Annotated in this window: 23 protein-coding genes; 21 read left to right on the top strand and 2 right to left on the bottom strand. The window is 67.1% G+C overall.

Annotation, left to right across the window (positions count from 1 at the left end; genetic code table 11):
* Positions 1-225: 225 nt before the first annotated feature.
* The 14 genes from rpsD to JOF47_RS07855 all read left to right on the top strand — a co-directional run bounded on the left by rpsD (position 226) and on the right by JOF47_RS07855 (position 14,946).
* Complete coding sequence (gene rpsD / locus JOF47_RS07920; RefSeq protein WP_209997070.1) at positions 226-852, top strand: 30S ribosomal protein S4; 627 nt, start codon at positions 226-228, stop codon at positions 850-852.
* 160 nt (positions 853-1,012) lie between these two features.
* The gene (locus JOF47_RS07915) at positions 1,013-1,384 is read left to right on the top strand and encodes a DUF948 domain-containing protein (protein ID WP_209997069.1); all 372 of its coding nucleotides are present in this window, start codon (positions 1,013-1,015) and stop codon (positions 1,382-1,384) included.
* A gap of 174 nt (positions 1,385-1,558) precedes the next feature.
* Positions 1,559-1,792, top strand: coding sequence for a hypothetical protein (locus JOF47_RS07910; protein WP_209997068.1), 234 nt, complete (start codon positions 1,559-1,561; stop codon positions 1,790-1,792).
* Positions 1,793-1,887: 95 nt separating this feature from the next.
* Positions 1,888-4,569: an alanine--tRNA ligase gene (alaS, locus tag JOF47_RS07905; protein WP_209997067.1), complete on the top strand. Its 2,682-nt coding sequence runs from the start codon at positions 1,888-1,890 to the stop codon at positions 4,567-4,569.
* Positions 4,570-4,595: 26 nt separating this feature from the next.
* Positions 4,596-5,084, top strand: a complete 489-nt coding sequence (ruvX, locus tag JOF47_RS07900) for a Holliday junction resolvase RuvX (RefSeq protein ID WP_209997066.1) — start codon at positions 4,596-4,598, stop codon at positions 5,082-5,084.
* A 172-nt stretch (positions 5,085-5,256) separates the two neighbouring features.
* Entirely contained in the window at positions 5,257-7,458 is a 2,202-nt protein-coding gene (gene mltG / locus JOF47_RS07895) for an endolytic transglycosylase MltG (protein ID WP_209997065.1), read from the top strand.
* On the top strand, positions 7,455-8,351 hold the full coding sequence (locus JOF47_RS07890; protein ID WP_209997064.1) for a shikimate dehydrogenase family protein: 897 nt from the start codon (positions 7,455-7,457) through the stop codon (positions 8,349-8,351). The genes mltG and JOF47_RS07890 overlap by 4 nt, the downstream gene beginning before the upstream one ends.
* Before the next feature lie 32 nt (positions 8,352-8,383).
* On the top strand, positions 8,384-9,586 hold the full coding sequence (gene aroC / locus JOF47_RS07885) for a chorismate synthase (RefSeq protein WP_209997063.1): 1,203 nt from the start codon (positions 8,384-8,386) through the stop codon (positions 9,584-9,586).
* The gene (locus JOF47_RS07880) at positions 9,583-10,167 is read left to right on the top strand and encodes a shikimate kinase (RefSeq protein WP_209997062.1); all 585 of its coding nucleotides are present in this window, start codon (positions 9,583-9,585) and stop codon (positions 10,165-10,167) included. Before aroC ends, JOF47_RS07880 begins: the two co-directional genes overlap by 4 nt.
* Positions 10,168-10,341: 174 nt before the next feature.
* Positions 10,342-11,433 (top strand): 3-dehydroquinate synthase, encoded by a 1,092-nt coding sequence (aroB, locus tag JOF47_RS07875; RefSeq protein WP_209997061.1) that lies wholly within the window; start codon positions 10,342-10,344, stop codon positions 11,431-11,433.
* A complete protein-coding gene (locus JOF47_RS07870; protein ID WP_209997060.1) occupies positions 11,430-12,041 on the top strand; it encodes a tetratricopeptide repeat protein in 612 nt (203 codons plus the stop codon). The genes aroB and JOF47_RS07870 overlap by 4 nt, the downstream gene beginning before the upstream one ends.
* Positions 12,042-12,280: 239 nt before the next feature.
* Positions 12,281-12,841 carry an elongation factor P gene (gene efp, locus JOF47_RS07865; RefSeq protein ID WP_209997059.1) on the top strand — a complete coding sequence of 187 codons (561 nt, stop codon included), beginning with the start codon at positions 12,281-12,283 and terminating at the stop codon, positions 12,839-12,841.
* Positions 12,841-13,251, top strand: coding sequence for a transcription antitermination factor NusB (nusB, locus tag JOF47_RS07860; RefSeq protein ID WP_209997058.1), 411 nt, complete (start codon positions 12,841-12,843; stop codon positions 13,249-13,251). Before efp ends, nusB begins: the two co-directional genes overlap by 1 nt.
* Before the next feature lie 204 nt (positions 13,252-13,455).
* Positions 13,456-14,946: a M16 family metallopeptidase gene (locus JOF47_RS07855; RefSeq protein WP_209997057.1), complete on the top strand. Its 1,491-nt coding sequence runs from the start codon at positions 13,456-13,458 to the stop codon at positions 14,944-14,946.
* Positions 14,947-15,085: 139 nt separating this feature from the next.
* Here the strand turns inward: JOF47_RS07855 and JOF47_RS07850 are convergent, their stop codons facing one another.
* Together JOF47_RS07850 and JOF47_RS07845 are read right to left on the bottom strand one after the other, a co-directional pair.
* Positions 15,086-15,733: a hypothetical protein gene (locus JOF47_RS07850; RefSeq protein ID WP_209997056.1), complete on the bottom strand. Its 648-nt coding sequence runs from the start codon at positions 15,731-15,733 to the stop codon at positions 15,086-15,088.
* A gap of 72 nt (positions 15,734-15,805) precedes the next feature.
* The gene (locus JOF47_RS07845) at positions 15,806-17,017 is read right to left on the bottom strand and encodes a PrsW family intramembrane metalloprotease (RefSeq protein ID WP_245356299.1); all 1,212 of its coding nucleotides are present in this window, start codon (positions 17,015-17,017) and stop codon (positions 15,806-15,808) included.
* Between the two features lie 116 nt (positions 17,018-17,133).
* Between JOF47_RS07845 and pyrR the strand changes: the two genes are divergently transcribed.
* Genes pyrR through pyrF form a run of 7 tightly spaced genes read left to right on the top strand, consistent with a single transcriptional unit; the run spans position 17,134 to position 25,991 of the window.
* The gene (gene pyrR, locus JOF47_RS07840; protein WP_209997055.1) at positions 17,134-17,724 is read left to right on the top strand and encodes a bifunctional pyr operon transcriptional regulator/uracil phosphoribosyltransferase PyrR; all 591 of its coding nucleotides are present in this window, start codon (positions 17,134-17,136) and stop codon (positions 17,722-17,724) included.
* Positions 17,721-18,701 (top strand): aspartate carbamoyltransferase catalytic subunit, encoded by a 981-nt coding sequence (locus JOF47_RS07835; protein WP_209997054.1) that lies wholly within the window; start codon positions 17,721-17,723, stop codon positions 18,699-18,701. Before pyrR ends, JOF47_RS07835 begins: the two co-directional genes overlap by 4 nt.
* Positions 18,702-18,725: 24 nt before the next feature.
* Positions 18,726-20,060 carry a dihydroorotase gene (locus JOF47_RS07830; RefSeq protein WP_209997053.1) on the top strand — a complete coding sequence of 445 codons (1,335 nt, stop codon included), beginning with the start codon at positions 18,726-18,728 and terminating at the stop codon, positions 20,058-20,060.
* A gap of 1 nt (position 20,061) precedes the next feature.
* Positions 20,062-20,607, top strand: coding sequence for a PH-like domain-containing protein (locus JOF47_RS07825; RefSeq protein ID WP_209997052.1), 546 nt, complete (start codon positions 20,062-20,064; stop codon positions 20,605-20,607).
* Positions 20,604-21,809 (top strand): glutamine-hydrolyzing carbamoyl-phosphate synthase small subunit, encoded by a 1,206-nt coding sequence (carA, locus tag JOF47_RS07820; RefSeq protein WP_209997051.1) that lies wholly within the window; start codon positions 20,604-20,606, stop codon positions 21,807-21,809. The genes JOF47_RS07825 and carA overlap by 4 nt, the downstream gene beginning before the upstream one ends.
* Entirely contained in the window at positions 21,809-25,123 is a 3,315-nt protein-coding gene (gene carB / locus JOF47_RS07815; protein ID WP_209997050.1) for a carbamoyl-phosphate synthase large subunit, read from the top strand. Before carA ends, carB begins: the two co-directional genes overlap by 1 nt.
* Complete coding sequence (gene pyrF, locus JOF47_RS07810; RefSeq protein WP_209997049.1) at positions 25,116-25,991, top strand: orotidine-5'-phosphate decarboxylase; 876 nt, start codon at positions 25,116-25,118, stop codon at positions 25,989-25,991. Before carB ends, pyrF begins: the two co-directional genes overlap by 8 nt.
* The last annotated feature ends 303 nt before the right edge of the window (positions 25,992-26,294 follow it).

Genomic DNA, 26,294 nt, shown 5'->3' with positions numbered 1-26,294 from the left:
GCACATCGCCGCCGGAGCGGCGCGATCCTGCGGCGATGTGCCGCAGAATTGATGGCGGTGGTAGGATTGATCCTTGGCTGGCAAGCCCTGTGTGCAAATTCAATGGAACTTCGGTTCTGTGGGGTGCGCAGACACGGGTTGTAGTGAATAGGGAAGCGGCTTCCCACAACTCTCCACGATGGAGGCCAGTTAGATAAACAGTCGCTCTAAAAGAAAAGGACACTCGTGGCTAACAACACTCGTGCCCGCCGTAAGGTTCGCCTCTCGCGAGCCCTCGGCCTTGCTCTGACTCCTAAAGCTGAAAAGTACATGGAGCGTCGTCCCTACGGTCCGGGCCAGCACGGCCGTGCCCGCAAGAAGCAGGACAGCGACTACGCAGTACGCTTGCGCGAAAAGCAGCGTTTGCGCGCCCAGTACGGCATCCGCGAAGCACAGATGACCCGTGCCTTCGAAGAAGCCAAGCGCACCAAGGGCCAGACCGGTGAAAACCTGGTCGAGCTGTTGGAAATGCGTCTGGACGCCCTGGTTCTGCGTGCAGGCTTCGCCCGCACCATCGCCCAGGCCCGCCAGCTGGTTGTGCACCGTCACATCCTGGTTAACGGCCAGCGCGTTGACCGTCCGTCGTTCCGCGTGTCCGAGGGTCAGCTGATCCACGTTCACGAGCGTAGCGAAAAGATGGGCCCGTTCCAGATCGCCGCTGCAGGCGCTCACCGCGACGTTCTTCCGACCGTCCCGGCTTACCTGGACGTCAAGCTTGAAGCCCTTCAGGCCAAGCTTGTTCGCCGCCCGAAGCGCTCCGAGGTTCCTGTAACCTGCGAAGAGAACCTCGTGGTCGAATACTACGCACGCTAAATTCGACGGGCTCACGCCCACCCGAATGATGCAGTGCAACACGAAGCCCGCGGCCCTGGCCGCGGGCTTCGTGTTTATCCGGCATGTTTCGGTTCTGTGCTACCGGCCACCATTCGGTAAGGTGGAAAAGCACACGTCACCAACGGCAGAGGAAAAGCACATGACAGGGTCGGATATCGCCGGACTCATCGCAGCAGGGGTCTTTGCCGTGCTCGTGGCACTGTTGGCCGTTCCCATTTGGAAGCTCGGCAAGGTGTTCGACGAGCTCCGTGCCGCGATTCGTGAAGTTTCCGACGGCACCACACCGCTGCTCACCGAGGTCACCACCACTGTTGTAACCACCAACGACCAGCTCCGCAAGGTCGAAGGCATCACCAACAACGTCTCGGACGCCTCCGCCAACATCAGCGCGCTTTCCTCACTCATGGCGGCAACCGTCGGGCAGCCGCTGATCAAGATCGCCGCGTTCTCCTCCGGTGTCCGGGCAGCCCTGGGAACCAAGCCCTCGGGCAAGGGACGCCGCAGCCGCTAGGGCAATGGCCCTCGAGCGCCGCTCCACCACCGACCCCGATCCGGAAAACCGCTGGATCGGGGTCGGTGGGACCGGCGCCGGGCGAAGTGCGAAACGTTCAGCGGGCTCAGGTCCGGCGGGAACAGCCGACACATCCAACGGCCTGGGTCCAACACGAAAAAAGAGGAAGCGCAGATGAAGAAGCTATTCTGGGTCGGCATCGGAATCGGTGTCGGCGTACTCGTCGCCCGCAAGATCGGCGAGGCCAAGTCGCTGGCGGGCCCCGAGGGACTCAACCGCACGATGGGTCGCATCGGCGATTCGCTGCATGAGCTCACAGAGGCATTCCGCGACGGAATGAACGAACGCGAAACAGAATTACGCCAGGCCCTGGGCCTGGATGAAGCAACCGGCCACGGCCGCCACTAAACTTGTAAGCGGTGTTGTGCCCGGATCGGATTGATTCCAGCGAACACCACCGCACCAGATATACCCCGTAAGCACGAAGGGACCGAAGAGGAACAATGAAATCGCAGGAAATTGCACGCCGGTGGGTCGACTACTTTGAGTCAAAGGGCCACACCGCGGTTCCCAGCGCCTCGTTGGTCTCCTCGGACCCGTCGCTGTTGTTCACGGTCGCCGGCATGGTGCCGTTCATCCCGTACCTGACGGCACGCGAAGAGCCGCCGTACACGCGCGCCACTTCGGTGCAGAAGTGCATCCGCACCGGTGATATCGAAGAAGTCGGCAAGACCGTGCGCCACGGCACCTTCTTCCAGATGGCCGGCAACTTCTCCTTCGGGGACTACTTCAAGGAAGGCGCGATCTCCTACGCTTGGGAGCTGCTGACCAGCCCGGTCGCGGACGGCGGCTTCGGCCTGCCCGCCGAGAAGCTGTGGATCACCGTCTACCACGAGGACGAGGAAGCACTGGCGATCTGGCGCGACAAGATCGGCGTTCCCGCCGGCCGCATCCAGAAGATGGGCAAGGCAGACAACTACTGGTCCACCGGCCAGCCCGGCCCGGCCGGCCCCTGCTCGGAGATCTTCTACGACCGCGGCCCGGAGTACGGCATCGAGGGCGGCCCGGAGGCCGACGACACCCGTTACATCGAAATCTGGAACCTCGTGTTCATGCAGTACCAGCGCGGCGAGGGCACCGGCAAGGACAACTTCGAGATCCTGGGCGAACTGCCCAAGAAGAACATCGACACCGGCCTGGGCCTCGAGCGCCTGGCGATGATCCTGCAGGGCGTCGAGAACATGTACGAGACCGACCAGGTCCGTCCGGTGCTCGACAAGGCCGCCGAGCTCTCCGGCAGGGAATACACCTCCACCGAGGACCACAACGACCCGCACCACGCCGACGACGTGCGCATGCGCATGGTCGCCGACCACATCCGCTCCTCGCTGATGCTGATCTCCGACGGCGTTTCCCCGGGCAACGAGGGCCGCGGCTACGTGCTGCGCCGCCTGATCCGCCGCGCCATCCGCGCCATGCGCCTGATGGGCGTCGAGACCGCGGTCCTTCCGGAACTGCTGCCGGTCTCCCGCGACGCCATGAAGGGCGTCTACCCGATCGTCGAGACCGACTTCGAGCGCATCGCCCGCATCGCCTACGCCGAGGAACGTGCCTTCCTGCGCACCATCGCCTCCGGCACCACCCGCCTGGAAGAGGCCCTGCGCATCTCCAAGTCCAAGGGCGAGGCACTCTCCGGCGAGGATGCCTTCGCGCTGCACGACACTTACGGCTTCCCGATCGACCTCACCCTGGAAATCGCCGCCGAGGCGGGCCTGTCGGTAGACGAGACCCAATTCCGCGCCTTGATGAGCGAACAGCGCACCCGTGCGCAGGAGGACGCCAAGGCCAAGAAGGCCGGCCACGCGGACCTGACGGTGTTCACCCAGCTGCACGAGCGCGGCGATGTCATCTTCACCGGCTACGACGAGCTGACCAGCGAATCCACCGTGCGCGGCATCGTGCACAACGGCGCCCTGGTGGACGTGGCCGAACAGGGCCAGCAGATCGAACTGGTGCTCAACGAGACCCCGTTCTACGCAGAGGCGGGCGGCCAGGCCGGCGACGTCGGACTCATCACCGGTGACGGCTTTGTGCTCGAGGTGCTCGACGTGCAGTCCCCGATCCGCGGACTGAACGTCCACCAGGCGATCGTGCGCGAGGGCGAATTGCCCGCCGACGCCGCGGTGCTTGCAGAGGTCGATCGCGCCCGCCGCCTGTCCGGGGAGCAGGCGCACTCCGCCACCCACCTGGTCCACGCCGCGCTGCACGAGATCCTTGGCCCGGACGCGCTGCAGTCCGGCTCCTTCAACAAGGCCGGCTACCTGCGCTTCGACTTCTCCTGGTCCGAGGCGCTCTCCGCCGCGGCCCGCAACGAGATCGAAGAGGTCGTCAACCTCTCCATCCGCAACAACCACCAGGTGCTGACCAACGTCATGCCGCTGGCCGAGGCCCGCGCCGCTGGCGCCATGAGCCTGTTCGGCGAGAAGTACGGCAACACCGTGCGCATGGTGGAGATCAACGGGGCCTGGAGCCGCGAACTCTGCGGCGGCACCCACGTGGACGCCACCGCGCAGATCGGTTCGCTGACCCTGCTGGGCGAGGCATCTGTCGGTTCGGGCAACCGCCGCGTTGAGGCGCTGGTCGGCATGGAAGCCTTCCGCCACGGTGCCGCCGAGCGCGCGCTGGTCTCGGAGCTCTCCGCGATGTTCCGCGTCCCGGCGGCGCAGCTCAACGAGCGCATCACCGACACCGTCGCGAAGCTGAAGAACGCGGAAAAGGAACTCGAGCGCCTGCGCACCGCGCAGCTGGCCGCCCAGGCCGGCACCCTGGTGGCCCAGGCCCGCGACATCAACGGCGTCCGCGTCCTGGCGCACGATGCCGGCGAGGTTTCCTCCGCCGACGGGCTGCGCACCCTGGCACTGGACCTGCGCGACCGCCTGGGCTCCGAGGCCTCGACCGTCGCACTCACCGGCGCCTCCAACGGACGCCCGATCGTGCTGGTTGCCACCAACGAGGCCGCCCGCACCAAGGGCGTCAAGGCCGGCGCGCTGGTGCGCACCGCCGCGAAGATCCTCGGCGGCGGCGGCGGCGGCAAGGACGACCTCGCCCAGGGCGGTGGCCAGGACGTCACCAAGACGTCCGAGGCCATCGAGGCGATGATCCGCTCGATCCAGGACCTGTCATAACTTCGGCAACAAACCCCGCACGCGGGGTGCTGCTCGGCGTCGACGTGGGCATGGCCCGCGTCGGCGTCGCGGCCAGCGATCCCGACGGCATGCTTGCGACTCCGGTGAAAACGCTGAAGCGCGACGCGAAGAAGAACAGCGACATTTCGGTGTTGGTGAAACTCGCCGCTGAGCGCGAGGTCAGGCAAGTGTTTGTCGGCCTGCCGCGTTCGCTCTCCGGCGGGGAGACCGCTTCGACGACCATGGCACGGGATTATGCCGACGAATTGGCTAATGCTCTGGCCCGGGCCTCCCTGGGCGTGGAGGTGCGTCTCGTCGATGAGCGGCTGACCACCGTCAGCGCGCACAGGTCCCTGCGCGAGGCCGGTTTGGACGGGCGAAAGCACCGATCGGTTGTCGACCAGGTAGCCGCGGTGGAGATTCTCCAACAGGTGCTTGAAATGCGCCGACACGGCCAGTTTGCCCCCGGGCAGCTGGTTTTCCCCGCGGATTCCGGGTTCGGCGATGTATCCTAAGGACCACAATTCCGCTGTTGATCACGCACGGCGCGTCCGCACCCGCGCAGGAAACGATCTGCATGACGCGTCACTTTTAGGTTACGATCAGGTCACATCTCAAAAAGCTGAACAGGTGGGCCTCCGTCGTCCCACGGCTACTACGTTGCCCGCGGGCAAGGGAGAACACCGCATGACTAACGAATCGTCCTTCGATTCCTCGCGCCACGAGAACGAGGTTTCACCGCGACGCGCCGCACGAGCGGCCCGTCAACGGGAGGAAGCCGGCGGGGACGACCCTGTTGCACCGTTCGCCGAGTCGGGTTCCGCCCACTCGGCCGCCTCTGCCGCTTCCGCGGCGGAGGCCCTTGAGGGCGAGCCTGTCGCTCCGACCGAGGCGCAGCTCGCCGCTGAGGCGCAGCGCGCCCAGGCCGTTGCCGCGGCCCAGCGCGCCCGGACCGAAGGCGCCCAGCGCGCCCGCTCCGAAGCCATCGAGGCGCAACGCGCCGCCGCGGAACGTGTGCGTGAAACGCTGCGCGCCAACGCCGCAGGTCCCCGCCGGGCCCGCACCGCCTCCGGCCGCAGCGCCGTGACCCCGGATTCGGCGCACTACTTCGCGCCCTCCGCCACCGCATCCGCAGCCGGCGGCCGTGCCCCGGAGACCGCCGCGGATGCAGGTGGCCCCTTCGACCAGGACCACCTTGCCGCTCCGCCGGTTTCGCCGACGGTTTCCCAGCCGAAAGCCCTGGCCGAAGCCCCCGCAGAACCTGCGATCCAGGAGCCTCCAGCCGCACCGGCGGCGGATCCGGCAGGCCCGCGCTGGGACGCCCGCGAACACGCGGCCATGAGTTTCAACGACATCCTCTCGCACCGGGACCATGCCGCGGGCAGTGAACCGCGTCCCGGCAAGGCCGATTCGATCCAGGACCCGAACTTCGAGCCGGCTTTCGGGCAGTCCGTGGAGCCTGTGCTCGAGGTCCCGGCCCCCGAGGCGCAACTCCCTGCATTCCCGGCCGCCGAGGCCGACGTTGCCGAAGGGCGCGCCGCCGAGCCCCATGAAGAACCCGTCTCCCACCTCCACGGCTACGAAGCAGGTTTCGAGGAAGTCCCCGACGCCTGGACCGACCCAGAAACGCCGGCACCCGTCGCCTACGGGGCGGCCTACGAGGCAGCGCCCGGAGACGTCTCGCACGACTACCACTACGAGGGGGACGAGTACCTCCCCGAACCCCACGAGCATCAATACGCGGAGCCCGAACCTGTCGCCCAGGGTGGCGGGCGGGAGAGCCTGTTCCTCAGCGGTCCGACCGCGGCGGACCGGGCACTTCGCAAACGCCGTCGCCGCCGCCGCAACGCGGTGATGGTAGCCGTGCTGCTGGGCTTCTGCGCAGTGATTTTCGGCGTCGTGATAGTTCTGCAGGGCGTCGTGGCCAAGCTGAACCCCAAGGATTACCCCGCGCCGGGCGGGGCAACCGTCAGTTTCGAGGTCAAGTCCGGCTGGGGACCCCAGCAGATCGGCCGTGCCCTTGTCTCGCAGGACATTGTCGCCAGCGACAAGCTCTTCCTCGAGGCTGTCCAGATGGTGGAAACGGAAAACCGTGAAATCCACCCCGGCAAGTACGACCTGCGCATGCAGATGCCCGCCCTGGACGCCGCCACGATCCTGATCGGCGAGGGTCCGGAAAAGGTCGGCTACGTGGCGATCAAGCAGAACACCCGCATGCCGGCGGTCCTGGAAGAGATTTCCAAGGCCACGGGCCTGCCGCAGGCCTCGCTGGAATCCCTCGCCGGGGACCCCGCGGCCTTCGGCATCAAGGGCAACGTGAAGAGCCTCGAGGGCTTCCTGCACCCGGGCGAATACCGATTCCCGCTTGATTCCGATGCCAAGTCGGTGCTGCAGCTGATGGTCGACGCCTCCAAGAAGGCGCTGGCGGACGAGGGCATCACGGATCCGGCGGAGCAGTACCGGGTGCTGACCATCGCCTCGATCCTGCAGGCGGAGGCCCGTCCCGACGACTACGGAACGGTTGCCGGCGCGATGGAGAACCGCCTGCACGCCAACAACACCGAGACCAACGGGTTGTTGCAGGTCGACTCCACCGTCATCTACGGGCTTGACCGCTTCACCCTGCACTTCACCCCGGAGGAAAAGCAGGACGCTGGCAACCCATACAACTCCTACGTCCACAAGGGCCTGCCCCCGACGCCGATCGGATCCCCGGGCACCTCGGCCATCAAGGCGGCCGCGAACCCGCAGGCCAACGACTACTACTACTGGGTGACGGTAAACACCAACACCGGTGAAACGAAGTTCGCCAAGACCTACCGCGAACACCAGGTCAACCAGAACGAGTTCCGCGCCTGGTGCGCGGCCAACACGGACGTCTGCAAGTGACCGGGGGGCACCCGGCACCCGGCGCGCGCGCCGCGGTGCTGGGCCACCCGATCGGGCATTCGCGTTCCCCGCTGCTGCATTCCACCGCGTACCGCGAGCTCGGCGTGCAGATCGACTACACGGCCATCGATGTGCTCCCGGAGCAGGCGGCGCAGTTCGCCGAGCGCCTGCGCACCGAACCCGGCTGGGTCGGGGTTTCGGTCACGATGCCGATGAAGGACGCGCTGATCCCGTACGTCGACGAGCCCTCGGAGCGGGTTCGCCGGCTCGGGGCCCTGAACACCATCGTCGTGTCCCGGGACGCGGGCGGAGTGCGGCTGCTTGCCGAAAACACCGACGTCGAAGGCATAATCCGGGCACTCGGCGTTGACCTGGGAACGGATTCCCCCGCGGCCGCCGGCCAAAGGATCGCAATCCTCGGAAACGGCAACACCGCGCTTGCCGCGCTCGAGGCGTGTGCCCTGATGGGTGCGGGCCACGTGGACCTGCTGGTGCGCAACCCGGAGCGTGCGCACGACGCGCTCAAGCTCGCCGGGATCCTCGGTCTTAGGGCAACCGCGTTGCCCTACACGGAGGCTGCGCCGCGCCTGCCGGGCTACGATGCGGTGATTTCCACCCTTCCGGCACATGCCGCGGATTCCTGGGTGCAGGTCCTTGGCCTTGGCGCTGGCGTCATCAAGCCCGGCGCCGTGCTCCTGGACGTGGCCTACGATCCATGGCCCTCCGCGCTTGCCAACGCCTGGGAAGCGGCCGGTGGTTTGGTCGTTTCCGGGCTGAGCATGCTGGTCCACCAGGGCGTGGAGCAGGTCAAGCTTTTTTCTGGAATTCAAGTTGCCGACTGGGGGCGCGTCACAAATGTGATGTGCGACGCAGTGGGCGTGCCCCGGCCCTGATCGGGCCGCGGGGACATGGCAGGATGGAGAGCATGTTGCGTTGGTTGACGGCGGGCGAATCACATGGCCCCGCATTGGTTGGAATTATCGAGGGACTGCCCGCGGGCATTGCCATCTCTTCACAGGATGTGCGCGATGCCCTGGCACGCCGCCGCCTTGGCTATGGCCGCGGCGCCCGTATGAAGTTTGAGCAGGACGAGGTCTCCTTCATGGGCGGTGTGCGCCATGGGCTGACCCAGGGCGGACCCGTGGCCATCGAGGTGGGCAACACCGAATGGCCCAAGTGGGCCAAGGTCATGAACCCGGATGAGGTCGACCCCGAGGAACTGGCTTCGATGGCGCGCAACGCGCCGTTGACCCGCCCGCGCCCCGGTCACGCCGACTTCACCGGCATGCAGAAGTATGGTTTCGACGACGCCCGCCCGGTGCTGGAGCGTGCCTCCGCGCGCGAAACCGCTGCCCGCGTGGCACTGGGATCCGTTGCCGCGAACTTCCTGGCCCAGCTGGGCGTGGAACTGGTTTCGCACACCGTGTCCGTCGGCACCGTCTCCTCGCCGGAGGGTTCGCCGCTGCCGCGCGCCTCCGATGTCATGGCCCTCGACGCCGACCCGCTGCGCTGCTTTGACGCAGACACCTCCGCGGCCATGGTCGGCGAGGTCGACGCAGCCCACAAGGAGGGCGAGACCCTCGGCGGCATCGTCGAGGTCCTGGCCTACAACCTTCCCCCGGGTTTGGGCTCCTACGTGCACTGGGACCGTCGGCTTGATGCACGCCTGGCCGCGGCCCTGATGGGCATCCAGGCCATCAAGGGCGTCGAGGTCGGCGACGGCTTCCTCACCGCATCGCGCCGCGGCTCGGCCGCACACGACGAGATCGTGCGTGGCGAGGACGGCGTCATCGACCGCTCGGGCAACAAGGCCGGCGGCATCGAGGGCGGCATGAGCATCGGCGACGTCCTGCGCGTCCGCGCGGCCATGAAGCCGATCGCCACCGTGCCGCGCGCCCTGCGCACCATTGACACCTCCACCGGCGAGGCCACCACGGCACACCACCAGCGTTCGGACGTCTGTGCCGTTCCGGCCGCGGGCGTCGTCGCCGAGGCCATGGTCGCCTTGGTGCTTGCCCAGGCCATGCTGGAGAAGTTCGGCGGCGATTCGCTGACCGAGGTCAAGCGCAACATGGAAACCTACCTGGACGCCATCCCCGAATCCCTGGGTTCGGTCCGCCGTCCATGACCCGCACGATCTTCCTGATCGGGCCGATGGCCAGCGGCAAGAGTGCTGTTGGCGCGGAGCTGGCCCGGCTGCTTGACACCCAGGCGCTGGACACCGACGCGCTGGTGGTCCGCGACCACGGCCCGATCCCGGAGATCTTTGCAAGCCGCGGGGAGGCCGGATTCCGCGGCCTTGAAACCGAGGCGCTGCGCGGAGCGGCTGAATCGTCCCGCGCCGCCGGCCCGGCCCCGCTGGTGGTTGCCACCGGCGGGGGAGCGGTGCTGGCGCCGGAGAACCAACGCATCCTGGCCGAGGGCTTCACCGTGTACCTGTACACGGATGCGGCCACGGTCGCGCACCGGATCGACGGGGACACAACGCGCCCGCTGCTTGCCGGCGCGGCCGCCGGCAACACGCCGGACGGCGTCTGCGCGGATGCGGAATCCCGCGCAGCCGAAGCGCTTGAGAGCTGGTCGCGGATCTTTGCCGAAAGGGCCGACACCTACGAGAAGTGCGCTGACCTGCGCATCGACACGCGTACCCTTGGCCCTGCCGAAATCGCGGAGGCAATCGTCACCGCCTACCGTGATACTGGACACTGAAACACCATCTCGCGTGCAGAAACACATACGCTTAATCTGTTGGACCGGGACATCGCGTTTCGGTCCAACTGCTAAGAGTCGCCCCGTTTCGGACGACGCGTTATCACTCACGCACACACCTTCCCGCGGCACGCGGATGGGCATGTGCGCTACGCAGCACTTGGAGGACCTACGATGAACCCCGCGCCCACGACGATCCACGTCACCGGATCGGCCCCGGCCGAGAACTACGACGTCATCGTCGGCAACGGCCTGCTCGGACGCCTGCCCGGCATCCTCGGCGAACGCGTCAAGCGCGTCATGGTCATCCACCCGCGCGCCCTGCGAAGCACCGGCGACACGGTCAAGGAAGACCTCGCGGCAGCCGGCTACGCGGCATTCTCCGCCGAGATCCCCGACGCCGAAGAGGGCAAGCACATCCAGGTTGCTGCGTTCTGCTGGCAGGTGCTCGGCCAGAACGACTTCACCCGCTCCGACGCGATCGTCGCCGTCGGCGGCGGCGCCGTCACCGACCTTGCCGGCTTCGTCGCGGCCACCTGGCTGCGCGGCGTGAAGGTGGTACACATCCCCACCTCGCTGTTGGGCATGGTCGATGCCTCCGTGGGCGGCAAGACCGGCATCAACACCGCCGAGGGCAAGAACCTCGTCGGCGCCTTCCACCCGCCGGCCGGAGTGCTGGTGGACCTCGACACCCTGGCCACGCTGCCCAAGAACGAGCTTGTCACCGGCATGGCCGAGGTCGTGAAGTGCGGCTTCATCGCCGACGAGCGCATCCTGGAACTTATTGAAGAGGACCCGGCGGATGCAACCACGGCCGGTTCGGCCCGCCTGCGCGAACTCATCGAGCGTTCCATCGCCGTGAAGGCCCGGGTAGTCTCCTCGGACCTGCGCGAAGCGGGGGAGCGCGAGTTCCTGAACTACGGCCACACGCTGGGCCACGCCATCGAGCTGGCCGAGCGCTACTCGATGCGCCACGGTGCCGCCGTCTCGATCGGCATGGCCTTCGCCGCCGAGCTGGGCCGCACCGTCGGCAAGACCTCCGATGCCGTGGCCGACCGCCACGTGTCGATCCTCAAGTCCCTGGGCCTGCCCACGACGTACCGCGGGGACCGCTGGAGCTCGCTGCTTGACGGCATGCGCCGCGACAAGAAGACCCGCGGGGACCTGTTGCGCTTTGTGGTGCTCGACGAGATCGGCCACCCGCGCATCCTCGATGTGCCGGACACCTCGCTGCTCTTCGCCGCCTACCAGGAGATTGCCGAATGACCACCCAGGAATTGACCCAGGACATGGCACAGTCGCTGACGCACACCCAGGAACTCCTGCAGGTGCCGACCTCCAGCACCGCCGGGGCCTCGACCCACAACATCGAGTCCGGCATCCCAGGCGTGCGCTTCGACCCGGAGTCCATGAGCCAGACCATCTCCGACGAGGCGTTGGCCGATGAGACGATGGCCCGCGGCAACGCCGCCGAGCAGGTCGTCGTGCTGCTGGCCCGCGGCCACGTCCGCGCGGCCAGCGAGCTGGTCGCGGAAACCCGCTTCAACGAGCCGCAAAACTTCGCCATGCGCGTGCTTGACACCTCGCTGACCCGGGCCTCGGGCGATCCGCAGCGTGCGGCCAACCGCCTGCGCGCAATGTTGAGCGAATTCAACGGCACCGCACACGAATCGGTGCTGCAGCAGCACCTGGGCATGGCATACGTGGAAAGCGGCGACCTGCGCGCCGCGGCAACCCGGTTCCGCAAGGCCATGGACCTGCGCACGGCCGAGGGTGCCGACGAGCGGCTCATCGACTCCTCGCGGCGTTGCCTGGAGGCGCTGACGGCGCGCCTCGAAAACCTGGCCCCGCAGGCCGCGGAACAAGCCCTCTAGCAGCATCTTCGGCCCTGTTTGCCGCACGTCGCGTGCGGCAAACGGGGCCCGCACGACTTCTGCCGGCTCGCGGGTCTGGCAGATCACCAAGAAAAATTGAGCGGCGGTGCATATCCGTGCGCTAAACTGGATCTTGGATTTTTGACAACACGCCCGGGCGGCCGCATTCATGTGGCCCCGCCCGCCGCGGCAGACACTTGCCGGCGGAGCATCGGGCGCATACGGGAAATGAGTAGATCGTGGCTTCAACCACCGACATCAAAAACGGACAGGTCCTCAAGATCGAGGGCCAGCTCTGGACCATCATCGACTTCCAGCACGTGAAGCCGGGCAAGGGCGGCGCCTTCGTGCGCACCAAGATGCGCAACGTGCTCACCGGCAAGGTCGTCGACAAGACCTACAATGCCGGCGCGAAGATCGAAACCGCAACCGTTGACCGCCGCGACTACCAGTACCTGTACCAGGACGGCGAAGACTACGTGTTCATGGACCTCACGGACTACGACCAGATCACCGTTCCGGGCACCGTCGTCGGCGATTCGGCCGGCTTCATGCTGGAGAACCAGAACGCCACCATCGCCATGCACGAAGGCGCACCGCTGTACATCGAACTGCCGGCCTCGGTCGTCCTCGAAATCACCTACACCGAGCCGGGCCTGCAGGGCGACCGCTCCTCGGCCGGCACCAAGCCTGCCACGCTGGAGACCGGCGTCGAGATCCAGGTGCCGCTGTTCGTCGAGCAGAACACCAAGGTCAAGGTCGACACCCGCACCGGCGATTACCTGGGGCGTGTCTCCTAGTGAGCGCACGCGCCAAGGCCCGCCGCAGGGCACTTGACATCCTTTTCGAAGCCGAGCAGCGCGACGTCTCGCCGCTGGCCGCAATGCGTTTGCGTCGTGAAGCAACAGACATCACGATCAACGAGTACACCGTCACCCTGATCGAGGGCGTCATGGCCGAGCTGGACCGGATCGACGAGATCCTCTCCTCCTACTCCAAGGGCTGGTCCCTGGAGCGCATGCCGACCGTCGACCGCACCGCGTTGCGCATCGGCGCCTGGGAACTGTTGTTCAACGACGACGTTCCCGACGGCGTGGCAGTGGCCGAGGCCGTCGCCCTGGTCCGCGAGCTGTCCACCGACGAGTCCCCGGAGTTCGTCAACGGTCTGCTCGGACGCATCCAGCAGATGAAGCCGACGTTGCTGGCCTAGCCGCCGGCAACACCAGGCAACCTTCAGGTGGCCGGGATCCACACGCATCAAGCGTGCGGGTCCCGGCCACCAGTTGCTTAACCCGTCAGCGGCATTGCCGGACCCGAACGAGCGAGCAACCCCTTGCGGGTGCAACGCGTCAGAAAACGCCCACGGCCCTGCCGGATGCCCACGTCGGCGCCGTGATCTGAAAGAATCGGCATCATGATGAAGATGCCGGAAACGGGCCTGCACAACAACATTCCCTCGTATGCGACCGACCGAACAGGGCTGTGCACGGGAACGCTGATCTTCGGCGTCGGGCTCCGCAACGAACCCGCGACGCTGGCCGGCATCACCCATCTAGTCGAGCACGTTGTGCTGTACATGGTTGAGCACTTGCCGCTCCTTCTCGGTGGTGTTGTCGACGATGATTCGGTGAAATTCCACGCCACTGGCGACGCGGAGGAAGTTGCACAATTTCTCAATGCCGTCGCTGTCGCCGTATCCGGTTTCTCCAGCGTGCCGGAAGAAGTGTTCAGTCGCGAAAAGTCGGTTATTGAGGCAGAAGACCCTTCAGCGTTTTGCACGGTTTCCAACGGTTTGTTGACAAATCGCTTCGGTGCCAACGGTCTCGGCGTCGGCTATTTGGGAGCTCCTGCCACCACCGGAATGCGCCTTGCGGAAGCTGTGGAGTGGGTCGACCGCTGGTTCACCGCGGAGAACGCGGCGGTGACGTTTACGGGCCGCATTCCCGGATCCCTGGATATTCGCCTTCCCTCGGGAAAAGTGCCGCTCAGGGAAGTGCATCCACAGGTGATCGACTCGCCCACGGTGGTTCGATCGCCGAAGGCAGGGGTGGCTCTTTCACTCTTGGTTCCGGCGGAGTTTTCGTCGTTGCTCGGGGAGGCCTTGTACCGGGAATTGACCTCCAGGCTTCGCCGCTCCCAAGGATTGATCTATTCGGTCGCGGTGCTCACCACCCGCATCGATGAATACCGGAATCAGTTGGATTTGGTTCTTGATCCCCTCCCCGCAAACGTCACAACGGCCTTCGGCGCGGGCATGGCGGCCCTTGATGAAATTGCCAAGCACGGATTCAGCGGGGAAGCGGTCAAATTCGCACGCAATGCACTTCAAGTGGAGCTGGCCTGGGAAGATAACATCGCTTCAAATTACCTCGACCAAATGGCAGTGGACGGGCTCCTGGGGCGATCCACGTCGACTTTGGATGAGCTGCACCGGCGCATTACAACGCAGAGTGGAGAAGAGCTCACGAGAGTGCTCAATGGGGCTATGTCGACGCTCGTTGTTGCCGTGAACCGCGACTTCAAGATCGGCAGGAAAAACGCGGCAGTTTTTGGGCTGGCTTCGGATCCTTTTGACATTTGGCAACGGGTCGAGGACCAAGGTGCCCACGACGAAACCGTGGTCGAATTGGATGGGCTCACTCCGTGGAAGCACAAATCTTCCAAGGCCACGCTCTGGCTCACGCCTTCCCGCCTCGTGAAGAGAAAAGCCGGCAAGACGCGCTCGATCAACCTGTTGGACCTAGCAGTAGTCGGGAACCGACAGTGCGGGTGCATCTCACTGATGGACCGCCGCGGACGGAGCACGGAAATCGTCTTGGATGACTGGAAACGCGCCAAGAGACTCAGGCGGGCATTGTTGGGATCTTTTCCCGCTGAAATTGTGCGGGAATTCCCCGAGGAGTAGGAACCGGCGGTTCACGGGGGAATTTCAGAATCCCAAGGTGCCGGTCGAATTGCCGCTTCCACGCACGTGACGCACCGACTCAACGGCAAATGCATCCCGTGAGTGGATCCCGGCCACCTGTTGCTTGACGGTCACTTGCTCAACGGTCGTTGTCGTCCGGTGTTGGCTCCGTCGTGCCGGGACCTGCCGATCCGGGAGAATAGGCCCGGGTCGATCCCTCTGTGGCGCTCCGCGGCGGCCGTGGCCCAGCGACCAATGCGAGCTGCTCAAGGTAGTCACCGCCGCTGGCGATGCGCGAGATGTGCCGGGGTTTGATGCCCGTCAGCCGGCGCTTCCAGCGCGCCCGGTAGGTGACCTCCAGCAGCCACACACGCTTTTTCTCGACCTCGGCCAGCGAACCGATGAGCATGCCGTCGGGCCATGCCACGTCGCGCATCACGCAGAGCAGCGCCCCGCCATCGCCCAGCGCCTTGAGCACCGCACGGGTCGTATCCAGGTCCTGCATGCCCAGCTCCGACTGCGGCACCGGCAGCTTCCAGGCCTCGAGCACCCGCGCGGCAAAGTGCTTGGTCTTGGCCACGTGGGAGATGTGCCTGCGGCGAATCGCCACCGTCTCGTCCGGAGCGCCGCCGGCGGTGGTAGCGTGCATCAGGATCCACTTGCCGCCCATGGCCAACACGTAGCCGCGGACCATCTCCGCGTCCCTGCCCTTGAGCGTCACATCGACCATGTGCCGGTAGTCGAGCGCCTTGACCAAGCGCGTGGAATTCTGCTTTGCGTGTTTCACCTTGCTCCTTGCGAGGGGTTGGCGGTTGCGGGTTGAAGGCCGGGGGCCGTGTCGCCGCAGCGGTTTTGGAACCTAGACTACGACGCCTGCCAACAATTGCGCGCGTTGCCTGTAGGACTGGTGCAGCAAGGCAAGCTCGCGGGCGTGGTCGCCCGCATCGGCATGGCCCGCGGATATGCGCTGCCGCACGCTTGCCAGGTCCATGGCGGTTTGCGTGAAGTCCTGCATCAGGCGCCCGCGCCCGTGGGCCGAGGCCCAGGCCCTGGCCGCCTTGCGGCCGGCCGGCGTGGCGAACATTGCTACCTCCGCGGGCGTGAACCAGCCCGCTTGCCGGTACTCGTCCAGCCGGCGGGCGATGAGCCGCAATTCGGCCCGCTGCAGCAGCACGACCGACACAACGGTTGCGACAAAGAGCGGCAGCTGGAGCAGGAAGTAGAAGTCCAGGAACGAGTCGAAGAAGATGCCCACCCCGCCGTTCCACAGGAAATGTCCGAGCACCGCCGGCAGCAGGCCCAGCCCCAGGTAGAGCGGCCAGCGGGACCGGTCCCCGTGCTCGGCGCACAATCCCAGCGCAAAACCCGTCCACGCGGTGAAAAGCACGTGCGCAAAGGGGGAGAAGAGCCCGCGCAGCACGAACACCGCCGCAAGGTCGCCCGGGGCTCCGGATTCGGCGTAGCTGGAGCCGAAGTACAGGATGTTCTCGGTGAAGGCGAAGCCCGCCCCCACCATGCCGCCGTAGACGATGCCGTCGATCGGCCCGTCGAAGTGCGCCCGGTTGAGCCAGAAGATCAGCAGCACCCCGGCGCCCTTGACCAGTTCCTCGACGATCGGCGCCTGCACCACGGCCCCGAAGGTGTCAAGGTCCAGCCGTCCGGCGGGATTGAAAAACAGCTCGGTGAACAGGTCGCCCACCAGCAGGGCGCCGGCCACCGACGTCCCGGCGCCCCAGAGCAGCGCCAGCAACAGCATGGGCCGCGGCTCGGGGTCCCAGCGGTCCACCCAGCGCAGGCCAGCCAGGCACAGGCCCAGCGGAACCATCGCCAGGAGGCCAAGCCACAGCAAGGTGCCGGAGCCGAAGATGCCGGAAAGGAAGAACGTGACGCCCAGCAGCAGCAGGGTGCACAGCACCAGCGCGACGAGCACCCCCGAACCGGGCCTGCCGGGTTGTGCCAGCGGCATTCCGACGGTGGCCGGCAGGCCGGTTGCGGTGCGGGAAGCCCCGGTCCACGGATCGCGCGGGTTGGGTTCGGGCGATGGCTTCATGGGGTGTGAGGTAACGCTCATGCACCAAAGCCTACGTGTGATGCACGCCGTGGTAATTTTGATGGAGTAGCAAACCACCAAAAATGAGCCAGCAACCTTTAAATTCCGTCCTGTGAGGCGGGGAAGGAGGCCGCATCATGAGTGACGACGCCAACGCGGCACGGAACTTAGCGCCAAAAACCGCCCGGACCGTCCTCTCGAGCGAGGACATCGACCGCGTATTGACCCGCATCGCCCACGAAATCATCGAGGCGAACAAGGGCACCCGGGACCTGGTCCTGTTGGGCATTCCCTCCCGCGGATTCCCGCTGGCCCAACGGTTGGCAGAGCGCATCGCCGCCACCGAACCGGGCCTGGACGCGGCCTCCATCGTCGGCCAGCTCGACGTCACCATGTACCGTGACGACCTGCGCCACTCCACCACCCGCACCCCGCTTCCCACGCGGCTTCCCGCCGGCGGCATCGACTCCAAGGTCGTGGTGCTGGTCGACGACGTGCTCTACTCCGGACGCACCATCCGCGCCGCGCTTGACGCCATCGCCGACCTGGGCCGCCCGCGCATCGTGCGCCTTGCCGTGCTGGTCGACCGTGGCCACCGCGAACTCCCGATCCGCGCCGACCACGTCGGCAAGAACCTGCCCACCGCCACCACCGAGAAGGTGCGCGTCCACCTGGCAGAGGTCGACGGCGAAAACAACAACGAAGTCATCATCGAGGCCGCTGCATGAAACACCTGCTCTCCACCCTTGATTTGTCGCGCGCAGACGCCATCCGGATCCTCGACATCGCCGAGGAAATGGCCGCGGTCGGCACTCGCGAGGTCAAGAAACTCCCCGCGCTGCGCGGACGCACCGTCGTGAACCTCTTCTTCGAGGACTCGACCCGCACCCGCATCTCGTTCGAGGCCGCCGCCAAGCGCCTGAGTGCGGACGTCATCAACTTCTCCGCCAAGGGCTCCTCGGTCTCCAAGGGCGAATCGCTCAAGGACACCGCGCAGACCCTGCAGGCCATCGGCGCGGACGCCGTGGTCATCCGGCACGGCGCATCCGGCGCCCCGGCCCGGCTGGCCGCCACCGACTGGATCGACGCACCGGTGGTCAACGCGGGCGACGGCACCCACGAACACCCCACCCAGGCGCTGCTCGACGCATTCACGCTGCGCAACCACTGGGCCCGCGTCAACGGGACCTCCACGCTGGGCACCGACCTGACGGGCATGAAGGTCGCGATCGTCGGCGACATCCTGCACTCCCGGGTGGCCCGCTCCAACCTCTGGCTGCTGCGCACCCTGGGCGCCGAGGTCACCATGGTGGCCCCGCCGACGCTGCTGCCGCACGGGTCCAACGTGTGGCCGTGCGCCATCAGCTACGACCTGGACGCAACCCTGGCCGGCGGCATCGACGCGGTCATGATGCTGCGCGTGCAGGGCGAACGCATGCACGCCTCCTTCTTCCCGAACACCCGCGAATACTCGCGCCTCTGGGGTTTCGACGACGCCCGCCTGGCCGCGCTTGACGCGCAGGGCCAGACCGAGACCATCATCATGCACCCCGGCCCGATGAACCGCGGCCTGGAGATCTCCTCCGCCGCGGCCGACTCGCCGCGCTCCACCGTGTTGGAACAGGTTTCCAACGGCGTCGCGGTTCGCATGGCCGTCCTCTACCTACTGCTATCGGGGGACCAGCTGCGTCCCTCCGGCCTCTAGAACCCTAAGAAACGGGAGTCACCGATGAGCACCAACACCAACACCTACCTGGTCCGCGGCGCGAAGCCGCTGGGCGCAGAGGCCACCGACCTTTTGATCAACGACGGGCTGATCGTCGCCCTGGGCGCCGATGCGGCAACCCACCCGGCCGCAGCCGGCGCCACCGTGATCGAGGCCGCGGGCCAGATCGCCCTGCCCGGCATGGTCGACTTGCACACCCACCTGCGCGAACCGGGCCGCGAGGACGCGGAAACCGTCGAGACCGGCACCCGCGCCGCGGCGCTGGGCGGCTTCACCGCCGTGCACGCCATGGCCAACTCCAACCCGGTGGCGGACACCGCCGGGGTCGTCGAGCAGGTCTGGTCGCTGGGCCGCCGCTCGGGCTGGGTCGACGTGCGCCCGGTGGGCGCGGTCACCGTCGGCCTGAAAGGTTCGCAGATGAGCGAGATTGGCGCCATGGCCGATTCCCGCGCCGCGGTCCGCGTCTTCTCCGACGACGGCATCTGCGTGTTCGACCCGTTGGTCATGCGCCGCGCCCTGGAATACGTGAAGGCGTTCGACGGAGTGATCGCCCAGCACGCCCAGGAGCCGCGCCTCACCGAGGGCGCCCAGATGAACGAGGGCGAGGTCTCCGCGGTGCTCGGACTGGCCGGCTGGCCGGCCGTCGCCGAGGAATCGATCATCGCCCGCGACGTGCTGCTGGCCGAACACGTCGGCTCCCGCCTGCACATCTGCCACGTCTCCACCGCCGGGTCCGTGGAGATCATCCGCTGGGCCAAGTCCCGCGGCGTGCAGGTCACCGCCGAGGTCACCCCGCACCACCTGCTGCTGACCGACGAGATGGTCAAGAGCTACGACCCGGTCTTCAAGGTCAACCCGCCGCTGCGCCGCGAGGCCGACGTCATGGCCCTGCGCGCGGCGCTGGCCGACGGCACCATCGACATCATCGGCACCGACCACGCGCCGCACCCTTCCGAGGCGAAGGAATGCGAGTGGGCCGCGGCCGCCATGGGCATGACCGGGCTGGAGACCGCGCTCTCGGTCGTCCAGCACACCATGATCGAAACCGGCATGATCAGCTGGGCCGACTTCGCGCGCATCACCTCCTCCGCGCCGGCGGAAATCGGCCGCGTGTCCGACCAGGGCCGCGCGCTGGAGGTCGGCGAGCCGGCGAACATCACGCTGGTGGACGCCGCCGCCCGCTGGGTCGTGGACCCGTACGCGATGGCCACCAAGGGCCGGAATTCCCCGTTCAAGGGACTGGAACTGCCGGGCAAGGTCACCACCGTGTTCTTCCACGGGCACCCGACCGTGCTGGACGGCGCCCTGGCCACCCCGCGCCTTGTGGGAGCCGAGTAAGTTGGGCCAATACACCGGCGCTGTACTGATCACCATCGCCATCATCGCGGTGCTGGTCGCCCTGATCCTGCTGGGCTGGCGCAACCGCCTGCGCCGCCAGTCGGACATCGCGGCCCCGCCCGCGGTGCCCGCCGACCCCGGCCTGCTGCTGGCGGACCCCAGCGAGGGGCAGTACGTCTGCACCACCACCGCCGGGGACTGGCTTGACCGCATCGCCGCCCACCAGCTGGGCATCCGCAGCAACGCCACCCTGGGCGTGCACGCCGACGGCGTGCTGCTGGCCCGCCACGGGGCCACCGACGTGTTCATCCCCGCGGCAACCATCACCAACGTGCAACGCGCCTCGGGCATGGCCGGCAAGTTCGTCGAAAAGGACGGGCTGCTGGTCATCACCTGGGCGCTGGGGGACAAGGCAGTGGACACCGGCTTCCGCCCCCGCTACCACCAAGAACTGCCGGTCCTGCTCAAGGGCATCGCCGCCCTGGGGCGGGCCGGAACACCGAACGACGAAAAACCATCACCCGCCGAGGATAAGGAAAACCAGTGACAGCAGTACTAAGGACCGAGCCAGCCCTCCTGGTGCTCGAAGACGGACGGGTTTTCCGCGGCCGCAGCTACGGTGCCGTCGGCACCACCTTCGGCGAGGCCGTGTTCTCCACCGGCATGTCCGGCTACCAGGAAACCCTCACGGACCCGTCCTACGCCAAGCAGATCATCGTGCAGACCTTCCCGCACATCGGCAACACCGGCGTGAACGACGAGGACGCCGAGTCCTCCCGCATCTGGGCCGCCGGCTACGTGGTGCGCGAGGCGGCGCGCCGCCCGTCCAACTGGCGCGCGCAGCGCTCCCTGGACGAGGAACTTGTCAACTTCGGCGTCGTCGGCATCCAGCACGTGGACACCCGCGCGCTGACCCGCCACCTGCGCGAACGTGGCGCCATGAAGGCCGGCGTGTTCTCCGGCGAGGCCGCGGCGGCCCCGGTGGCCGAGCTGATCGAGCAGGTCAACGCCCAGGCCCCGATGGAGGGGCTGAACCTCTCCGCCGTGGTTTCCACCCGGGAGGCCTACACCGTCGAGCCCAAGGACCACGGCTTCGACGGCGAGGTGGAGTTCTCCATCGCCGCGATCGACCTTGGCATCAAGGCGATGACCCCGCAGCGCTTCGCCGAGCGCGGCGTGCGCGTGCACGTGCTGCCGTACAACGCCACGTTCAAGGACGTCGTTGCCACCGGCGCGCAGGGCGTCTTCCTTTCCAACGGCCCGGGCGACCCGGCCACCGCCAACGTGCAGGTGGAGCTGGTACGCGAGGTGCTGGACGCGAAGATCCCGTACTTCGGCATCTGCTTCGGCAACCAGATCCTGGGCCGCGCCCTGGGCTACGGCACCTACAAGCTGCGCTACGGCCACCGCGGCATCAACCAGCCGGTGCTGGACAAGGCCACCGGCAAGGTGGAGATCACCAGCCAGAACCACGGCTTCGCCGTCGACGCCCCGCGCGAGGGCGCCTCGCTGGCCCCGCTTGACCGCTTCGGCCGCGTCGAGGTCTCCCACATCTCGCTCAACGACTCCGTCGTCGAGGGCCTCGTCTGCCTGGACCTGCCGGCGTTCTCCGTGCAGTACCACCCGGAGGCGGCCTCCGGACCGCACGACGCCAGCCACCTCTTTGACCGCTTCATCGACGTGATGCGCGCAGCCGGGACCGGCTCCGCATCCACCTCCACCACCGCCTCCACTCAGGAAGAGAAGTAATGCCCAAGCGCGAAGACCTCAAGTCAGTCCTGGTCATCGGCTCCGGCCCGATCGTCATTGGTCAGGCAGCCGAATTCGACTACTCGGGCACCCAGGCGTTGCGCGTGCTGCGCGAGGAGGGCCTGCGGGTCATCCTGGTCAACTCCAACCCGGCCACCATCATGACCGACCCGGAGTTCGCCGACGCCACATACGTCGAGCCGATCACCCCGGAGGTCGTCGAGAAGATCATCGCCAAGGAACGCCCGGATGCGCTCCTGCCGACCCTGGGCGGCCAGACCGCGCTGAACACCGCGATCGCCCTGGACAAGAACGGCGTGCTGGAGAAGTACAACGTCGAGCTGATCGGCGCCAACATCGAGGCCATCGAGCTCGGCGAGGACCGCGAGAAGTTCAAGGGCGTCGTGGAGCGCTGCGGCGCCGAGTCCGCCAAGTCCGTCATCGTCCACACCATGGACGAGGCCTTCGCGGCCGTCGAGATCCTGAACTACCCGGTGGTCGTGCGCCCGTCCTTCACCATGGGCGGCCTGGGCTCCGGCATGGCGTACAACGCCGAGGACCTGCGCCGCATCGCCGGCGCCGGCCTGCAGTACTCGCCGACCACCGAGGTGCTCCTGGAGGAGTCGATCCTCGGCTGGAAGGAGTACGAGCTGGAGATGATGCGCGACAAGGCGGACAACGTCGTGGTCGTCTGCTCCATCGAAAACTTCGATCCCGTGGGCGTGCACACCGGCGACTCGATCACCGTGGCCCCGGCCATGACGCTGACCGACCGCGAGTACCAGAAGCTGCGCGACATCTCGATCGCGGTCATCCGCGAGGTCGGCGTTGACACCGGCGGCTGCAACATCCAGTTCGCCATCGAGCCGGACACCGGCCGCATCGTGGTCATCGAGATGAACCCGCGCGTGTCGCGTTCCTCCGCGCTGGCCTCCAAGGCCACCGGCTTTGCCATCGCGAAGATCGCCACCAAGCTCTCGCTGGGCTACACCCTTGACGAGATCCCGAACGACATCACGCTCAAGACCCCGGCCTCCTTCGAGCCGGCCCTCGACTACGTCGTGGTGAAGGTCCCGCGCTTCGCGTTCGAGAAGTTCCCGGCCGCCGACGCCACGCTGACCACCACCATGAAGTCCGTCGGCGAGGCCATGAGCATCGGCCGCAACTTCACCGAGGCCCTGCAGAAGGCCCTGCGCTCCCTGGAGCAGAAGGGCGCGGAGCTGGAGTTCAACAAGCCGATGGACTTCGAGGTCGACCAGCTGATCGCCGACTCCGTCAAGGGCTCGACCTCCCGCCTGTCCAACGTGCAGCGCGCCCTGCTGGGCGGCGCCACGATCGAGCGCATCTTCGAGCAGACCGGCATCGACCCCTGGTACCTTGACCAGCTCGCTCTGATCAACGAGACCGCCGAGATGGTCCGCTCCAACCCGGACCTCACCGAGGACGTCTTGCGCACCGCCAAGCGCCACGGCTTCTCCGACGCACAGATCGCCAAGCTCACCAACAAGACCGAGGCGGTGGTGCGCGGCATCCGCCACGCCCTGAACATCCGCCCGGTGTTCAAGACCGTGGACACCTGCGCCGCCGAGTTCGAGGCCTTCACCCCGTACCACTACTCCTCCTACGACGAGGAGACCGAGGTCGCGCTGCACGAGAAGCCCTCGGTCATCATCCTGGGCTCGGGCCCGAACCGCATCGGCCAGGGCATCGAGTTCGACTACTCCTGCGTGCACGCCACCATGGCGCTGCGCAAGGCCGGCTACGAGACCGTCATGGTCAACTGCAACCCGGAAACCGTCTCCACCGACTACGACGTCTCCACCCGCCTGTACTTCGAGCCGCTGACGCTCGAGGACGTGCTGGAGGTCATCCACGCGGAGGAATCCACCGGCGGGGTGCTCGGCGTGTTCGTGCAGCTCGGCGGCCAGACCCCGCTGAAGCTCGCGCAGGAACTCGCCGACGCCGGCGTGCCGATCCTGGGCACCTCCCCGGAGGCCATCGACCTGGCCGAGCACCGCGGCGCCTTCCAGCGCGTGCTGGATGCCGGCGGCCTGATCGCCCCGAAGAACGGCACCGCCGTCTCCTTCGAGGAGGCCAAGCGCATCGCCGACGAGATCGGCTACCCGGTCCTGGTCCGCCCGTCCTACGTGCTCGGCGGCCGCGGCATGGAGATCGTGTACGACGAGGCAAACCTCTCCCGCTACATCACCAACGCCACGGAAATCACCGAGGACCACCCGGTGCTGGTCGACCGCTTCCTCGAGGACGCGATCGAGATCGACGTCGACGCCCTCTTCGACGGCAAGGACCTGTACGTCGGCGGCATCATGGAGCACATCGAGGAGGCCGGCATCCACTCCGGCGACTCCGCCTGCGTACTGCCCCCGATCACCCTGGGCAAGGACGTGCGCGACCGCGTCGTCGCCGCGACCCACGCCATCGCCGAGGGCGTCGGCGTGCGCGGCCTGATCAACATCCAGTTCGCGCTGGCCTCCGACGTCCTGTACGTCATCGAGGCCAACCCTCGCGCCTCCCGCACCGTGCCGTTCACCTCCAAGGCCACCGGCGTGCAGCTGGCCAAGGCCGCGGCGATGATCGGCGTGGGTGTGTCGATCGCACACCTGCGCTCCGTGCACAAGATGCTGCCGGAGACCGGCGACGGCGCCAACCTGCCGGACGGCGCGCCGGTCTCGGTGAAGGAAGCGGTGCTTCCCTTCGCCCGCTTCCGCACCCCGGAGGGCAAGGTCGTCGACTCGCTGCTCGGCCCGGAAATGCGCTCCACGGGCGAGGTCATGGGCATCGACAAGTACTTCGACACCGCCTTCGCCAAGTCGCAGGCAGCGGCCAACAACCCGCTGCCGACCTCCGGCAAGGTCTTCGTCTCGGTGGCCAACCGCGACAAGCGCTCGATCGTCATCCCGGTCAAGCACCTGGCCGACATCGGCTTCGAGATCGTCTCCACCGGCGGCACCGCCGAGGTGCTGCGCCGCAACGGCATCCCGTCCACCGTGGTCCGCAAGGTCCGCGAGGGCGCTGCCGAGGGCGAGTCCAACATCGTGGACCTGATCACCGACGGCGAGATCGCGATGATCCTCAACACCCCCTCCGGCGGCGAGGCCCGCGGAGACGGCTACGAGATCCGCGCGGCGGCAACCTCCGTCGGCACCCCGGTGATCACCACGGTCGCCGAATTCGGTGCGGCCATCCAGGCGATCGACGCCATGCGCCACTTCGAGTGGAACGTCTCCTCCCTGCAGGAGCACGCAGCCACCCTGAAGGCAGCCACCGCGTTGCGGGATGCAGCCGATGCCTAGCACCAACAACACCACCGTGCCGCAGGCCGGACGTGCCCCCTTCGGGCATCGTCTGGCCTCGGCCATGGCCGCGCACGGTCCGCTGTGCGTGGGCATCGACCCGCACCCGGGGCTGCTCGCGGCCTGGGGCCTGAACGACGACGTCGAGGGGCTTCGTGCCTTCTCGCTGCGCGTGGTCGAGGCCATGGCCGGACAGGTTGCGGCGCTCAAGCCGCAGGTGGCGCTCTTTGAGCGCCACGGTTCGCGCGGACTGGCCGTGCTGGAGGAAACCCTTGCCGCGTGCGCCGAGGCCAAGCTGCTGAGCATCGCCGATGCCAAACGCGGGGACATCGGATCGACCATGGCAGCCTACGCCGACGCCTGGCTGGGTGAGGGCAGCCCGCTGGCCTCCGACGCCGTGACGCTGAGCCCGTACCTGGGCTACGAGTCGCTGCGCCCGGCGCTGGACCTTGCCGCAGCCACCGGCCGCGGCGTGTTCGTGCTGGGTTTGACCTCCAACCCGGAGGGCAAGGCGGTACAGCATGTGGGAGGCGACGAGTCCGTTGCCAAGCGCATCATCACCGCCGTCGGTGCTGAGAACGCCGCCGAAAACCTGTCCGGGGTGCCGTTCGGTTCCACCGGCCTGGTCATCGGAGCCACCGTGGGTTCGGCCCTGGATGAGCTGGGCATCGACCTGGCTGCCTCCGCCGCCCCCATCCTGGCCCCCGGGCTGGGAGCCCAGGGCGCCACAGGCGCCGAGATGAAGGTCTCGTTCGGGGCGTTCTGGCCGCAGGTGCTCGGCACCTCCAGCCGTGACATCCTCAGGGCCGGTCCCGATGCGAAGTCGCTGCTCGAAGCGGCACTGCGTACCCGGGATTCCCTGGTCTAACAGGCCCGGCCGTCCGTCGGTCCGGCAGTGAGTGTGCGTTTGGCCTTCCGTCCCGCGAGGGAACGGAAGGCCAAACGCACACTGTTTTAACGGGGGTCGACCGGGCACATGCGAGGTCCATCCCGACCGCGTCCCATGGCACCAACACGCACTCCCACGGCCCCGAACCGCACGGGAGAACCAACCGGGCAGGGCTTCGAGCCCGCCGGAGGACATGGTTGGGCCACAATGAACCAATATGACACGGCCCAGTCGCTTTTTCACAGCATTTTGCCAGACTTCGAGAGGTTAGCCGTTTCGGGT

It is taken from the genome of Paeniglutamicibacter kerguelensis, from assembly GCF_017876535.1.
GTDB lineage: Bacteria > Actinomycetota > Actinomycetes > Actinomycetales > Micrococcaceae > Paeniglutamicibacter > Paeniglutamicibacter kerguelensis.
This window is presented reverse-complemented; position numbering and strand designations above follow the sequence as displayed.

Excerpts from the sequence above, each read along its gene's own strand:
- JOF47_RS07915 (WP_209997069.1), top strand. The coding sequence starts at position 1,013 with ATGACAGGGTCGGATATCGCCGGACTCATCGCAGCAGGGGTCTTTGCC.
- JOF47_RS07910 (WP_209997068.1), top strand. The coding sequence starts at position 1,559 with ATGAAGAAGCTATTCTGGGTCGGCATCGGAATCGGTGTCGGCGTACTC.
- alaS (WP_209997067.1), top strand. The coding sequence starts at position 1,888 with ATGAAATCGCAGGAAATTGCACGCCGGTGGGTCGACTACTTTGAGTCA.
- mltG (WP_209997065.1), top strand. The coding sequence starts at position 5,257 with ATGACTAACGAATCGTCCTTCGATTCCTCGCGCCACGAGAACGAGGTT.
- aroC (WP_209997063.1), top strand. The coding sequence starts at position 8,384 with ATGTTGCGTTGGTTGACGGCGGGCGAATCACATGGCCCCGCATTGGTT.
- JOF47_RS07880 (WP_209997062.1), top strand. The coding sequence starts at position 9,583 with ATGACCCGCACGATCTTCCTGATCGGGCCGATGGCCAGCGGCAAGAGT.
- aroB (WP_209997061.1), top strand. The coding sequence starts at position 10,342 with ATGAACCCCGCGCCCACGACGATCCACGTCACCGGATCGGCCCCGGCC.
- JOF47_RS07870 (WP_209997060.1), top strand. The coding sequence starts at position 11,430 with ATGACCACCCAGGAATTGACCCAGGACATGGCACAGTCGCTGACGCAC.
- JOF47_RS07855 (WP_209997057.1), top strand. The coding sequence starts at position 13,456 with ATGATGAAGATGCCGGAAACGGGCCTGCACAACAACATTCCCTCGTAT.
- JOF47_RS07845 (WP_245356299.1), bottom strand. The coding sequence starts at position 17,017 with ATGAGCGTTACCTCACACCCCATGAAGCCATCGCCCGAACCCAACCCG.
- pyrR (WP_209997055.1), top strand. The coding sequence starts at position 17,134 with ATGAGTGACGACGCCAACGCGGCACGGAACTTAGCGCCAAAAACCGCC.
- JOF47_RS07835 (WP_209997054.1), top strand. The coding sequence starts at position 17,721 with ATGAAACACCTGCTCTCCACCCTTGATTTGTCGCGCGCAGACGCCATC.
- JOF47_RS07830 (WP_209997053.1), top strand. The coding sequence starts at position 18,726 with ATGAGCACCAACACCAACACCTACCTGGTCCGCGGCGCGAAGCCGCTG.
- carB (WP_209997050.1), top strand. The coding sequence starts at position 21,809 with ATGCCCAAGCGCGAAGACCTCAAGTCAGTCCTGGTCATCGGCTCCGGC.
- pyrF (WP_209997049.1), top strand. The coding sequence starts at position 25,116 with ATGCCTAGCACCAACAACACCACCGTGCCGCAGGCCGGACGTGCCCCC.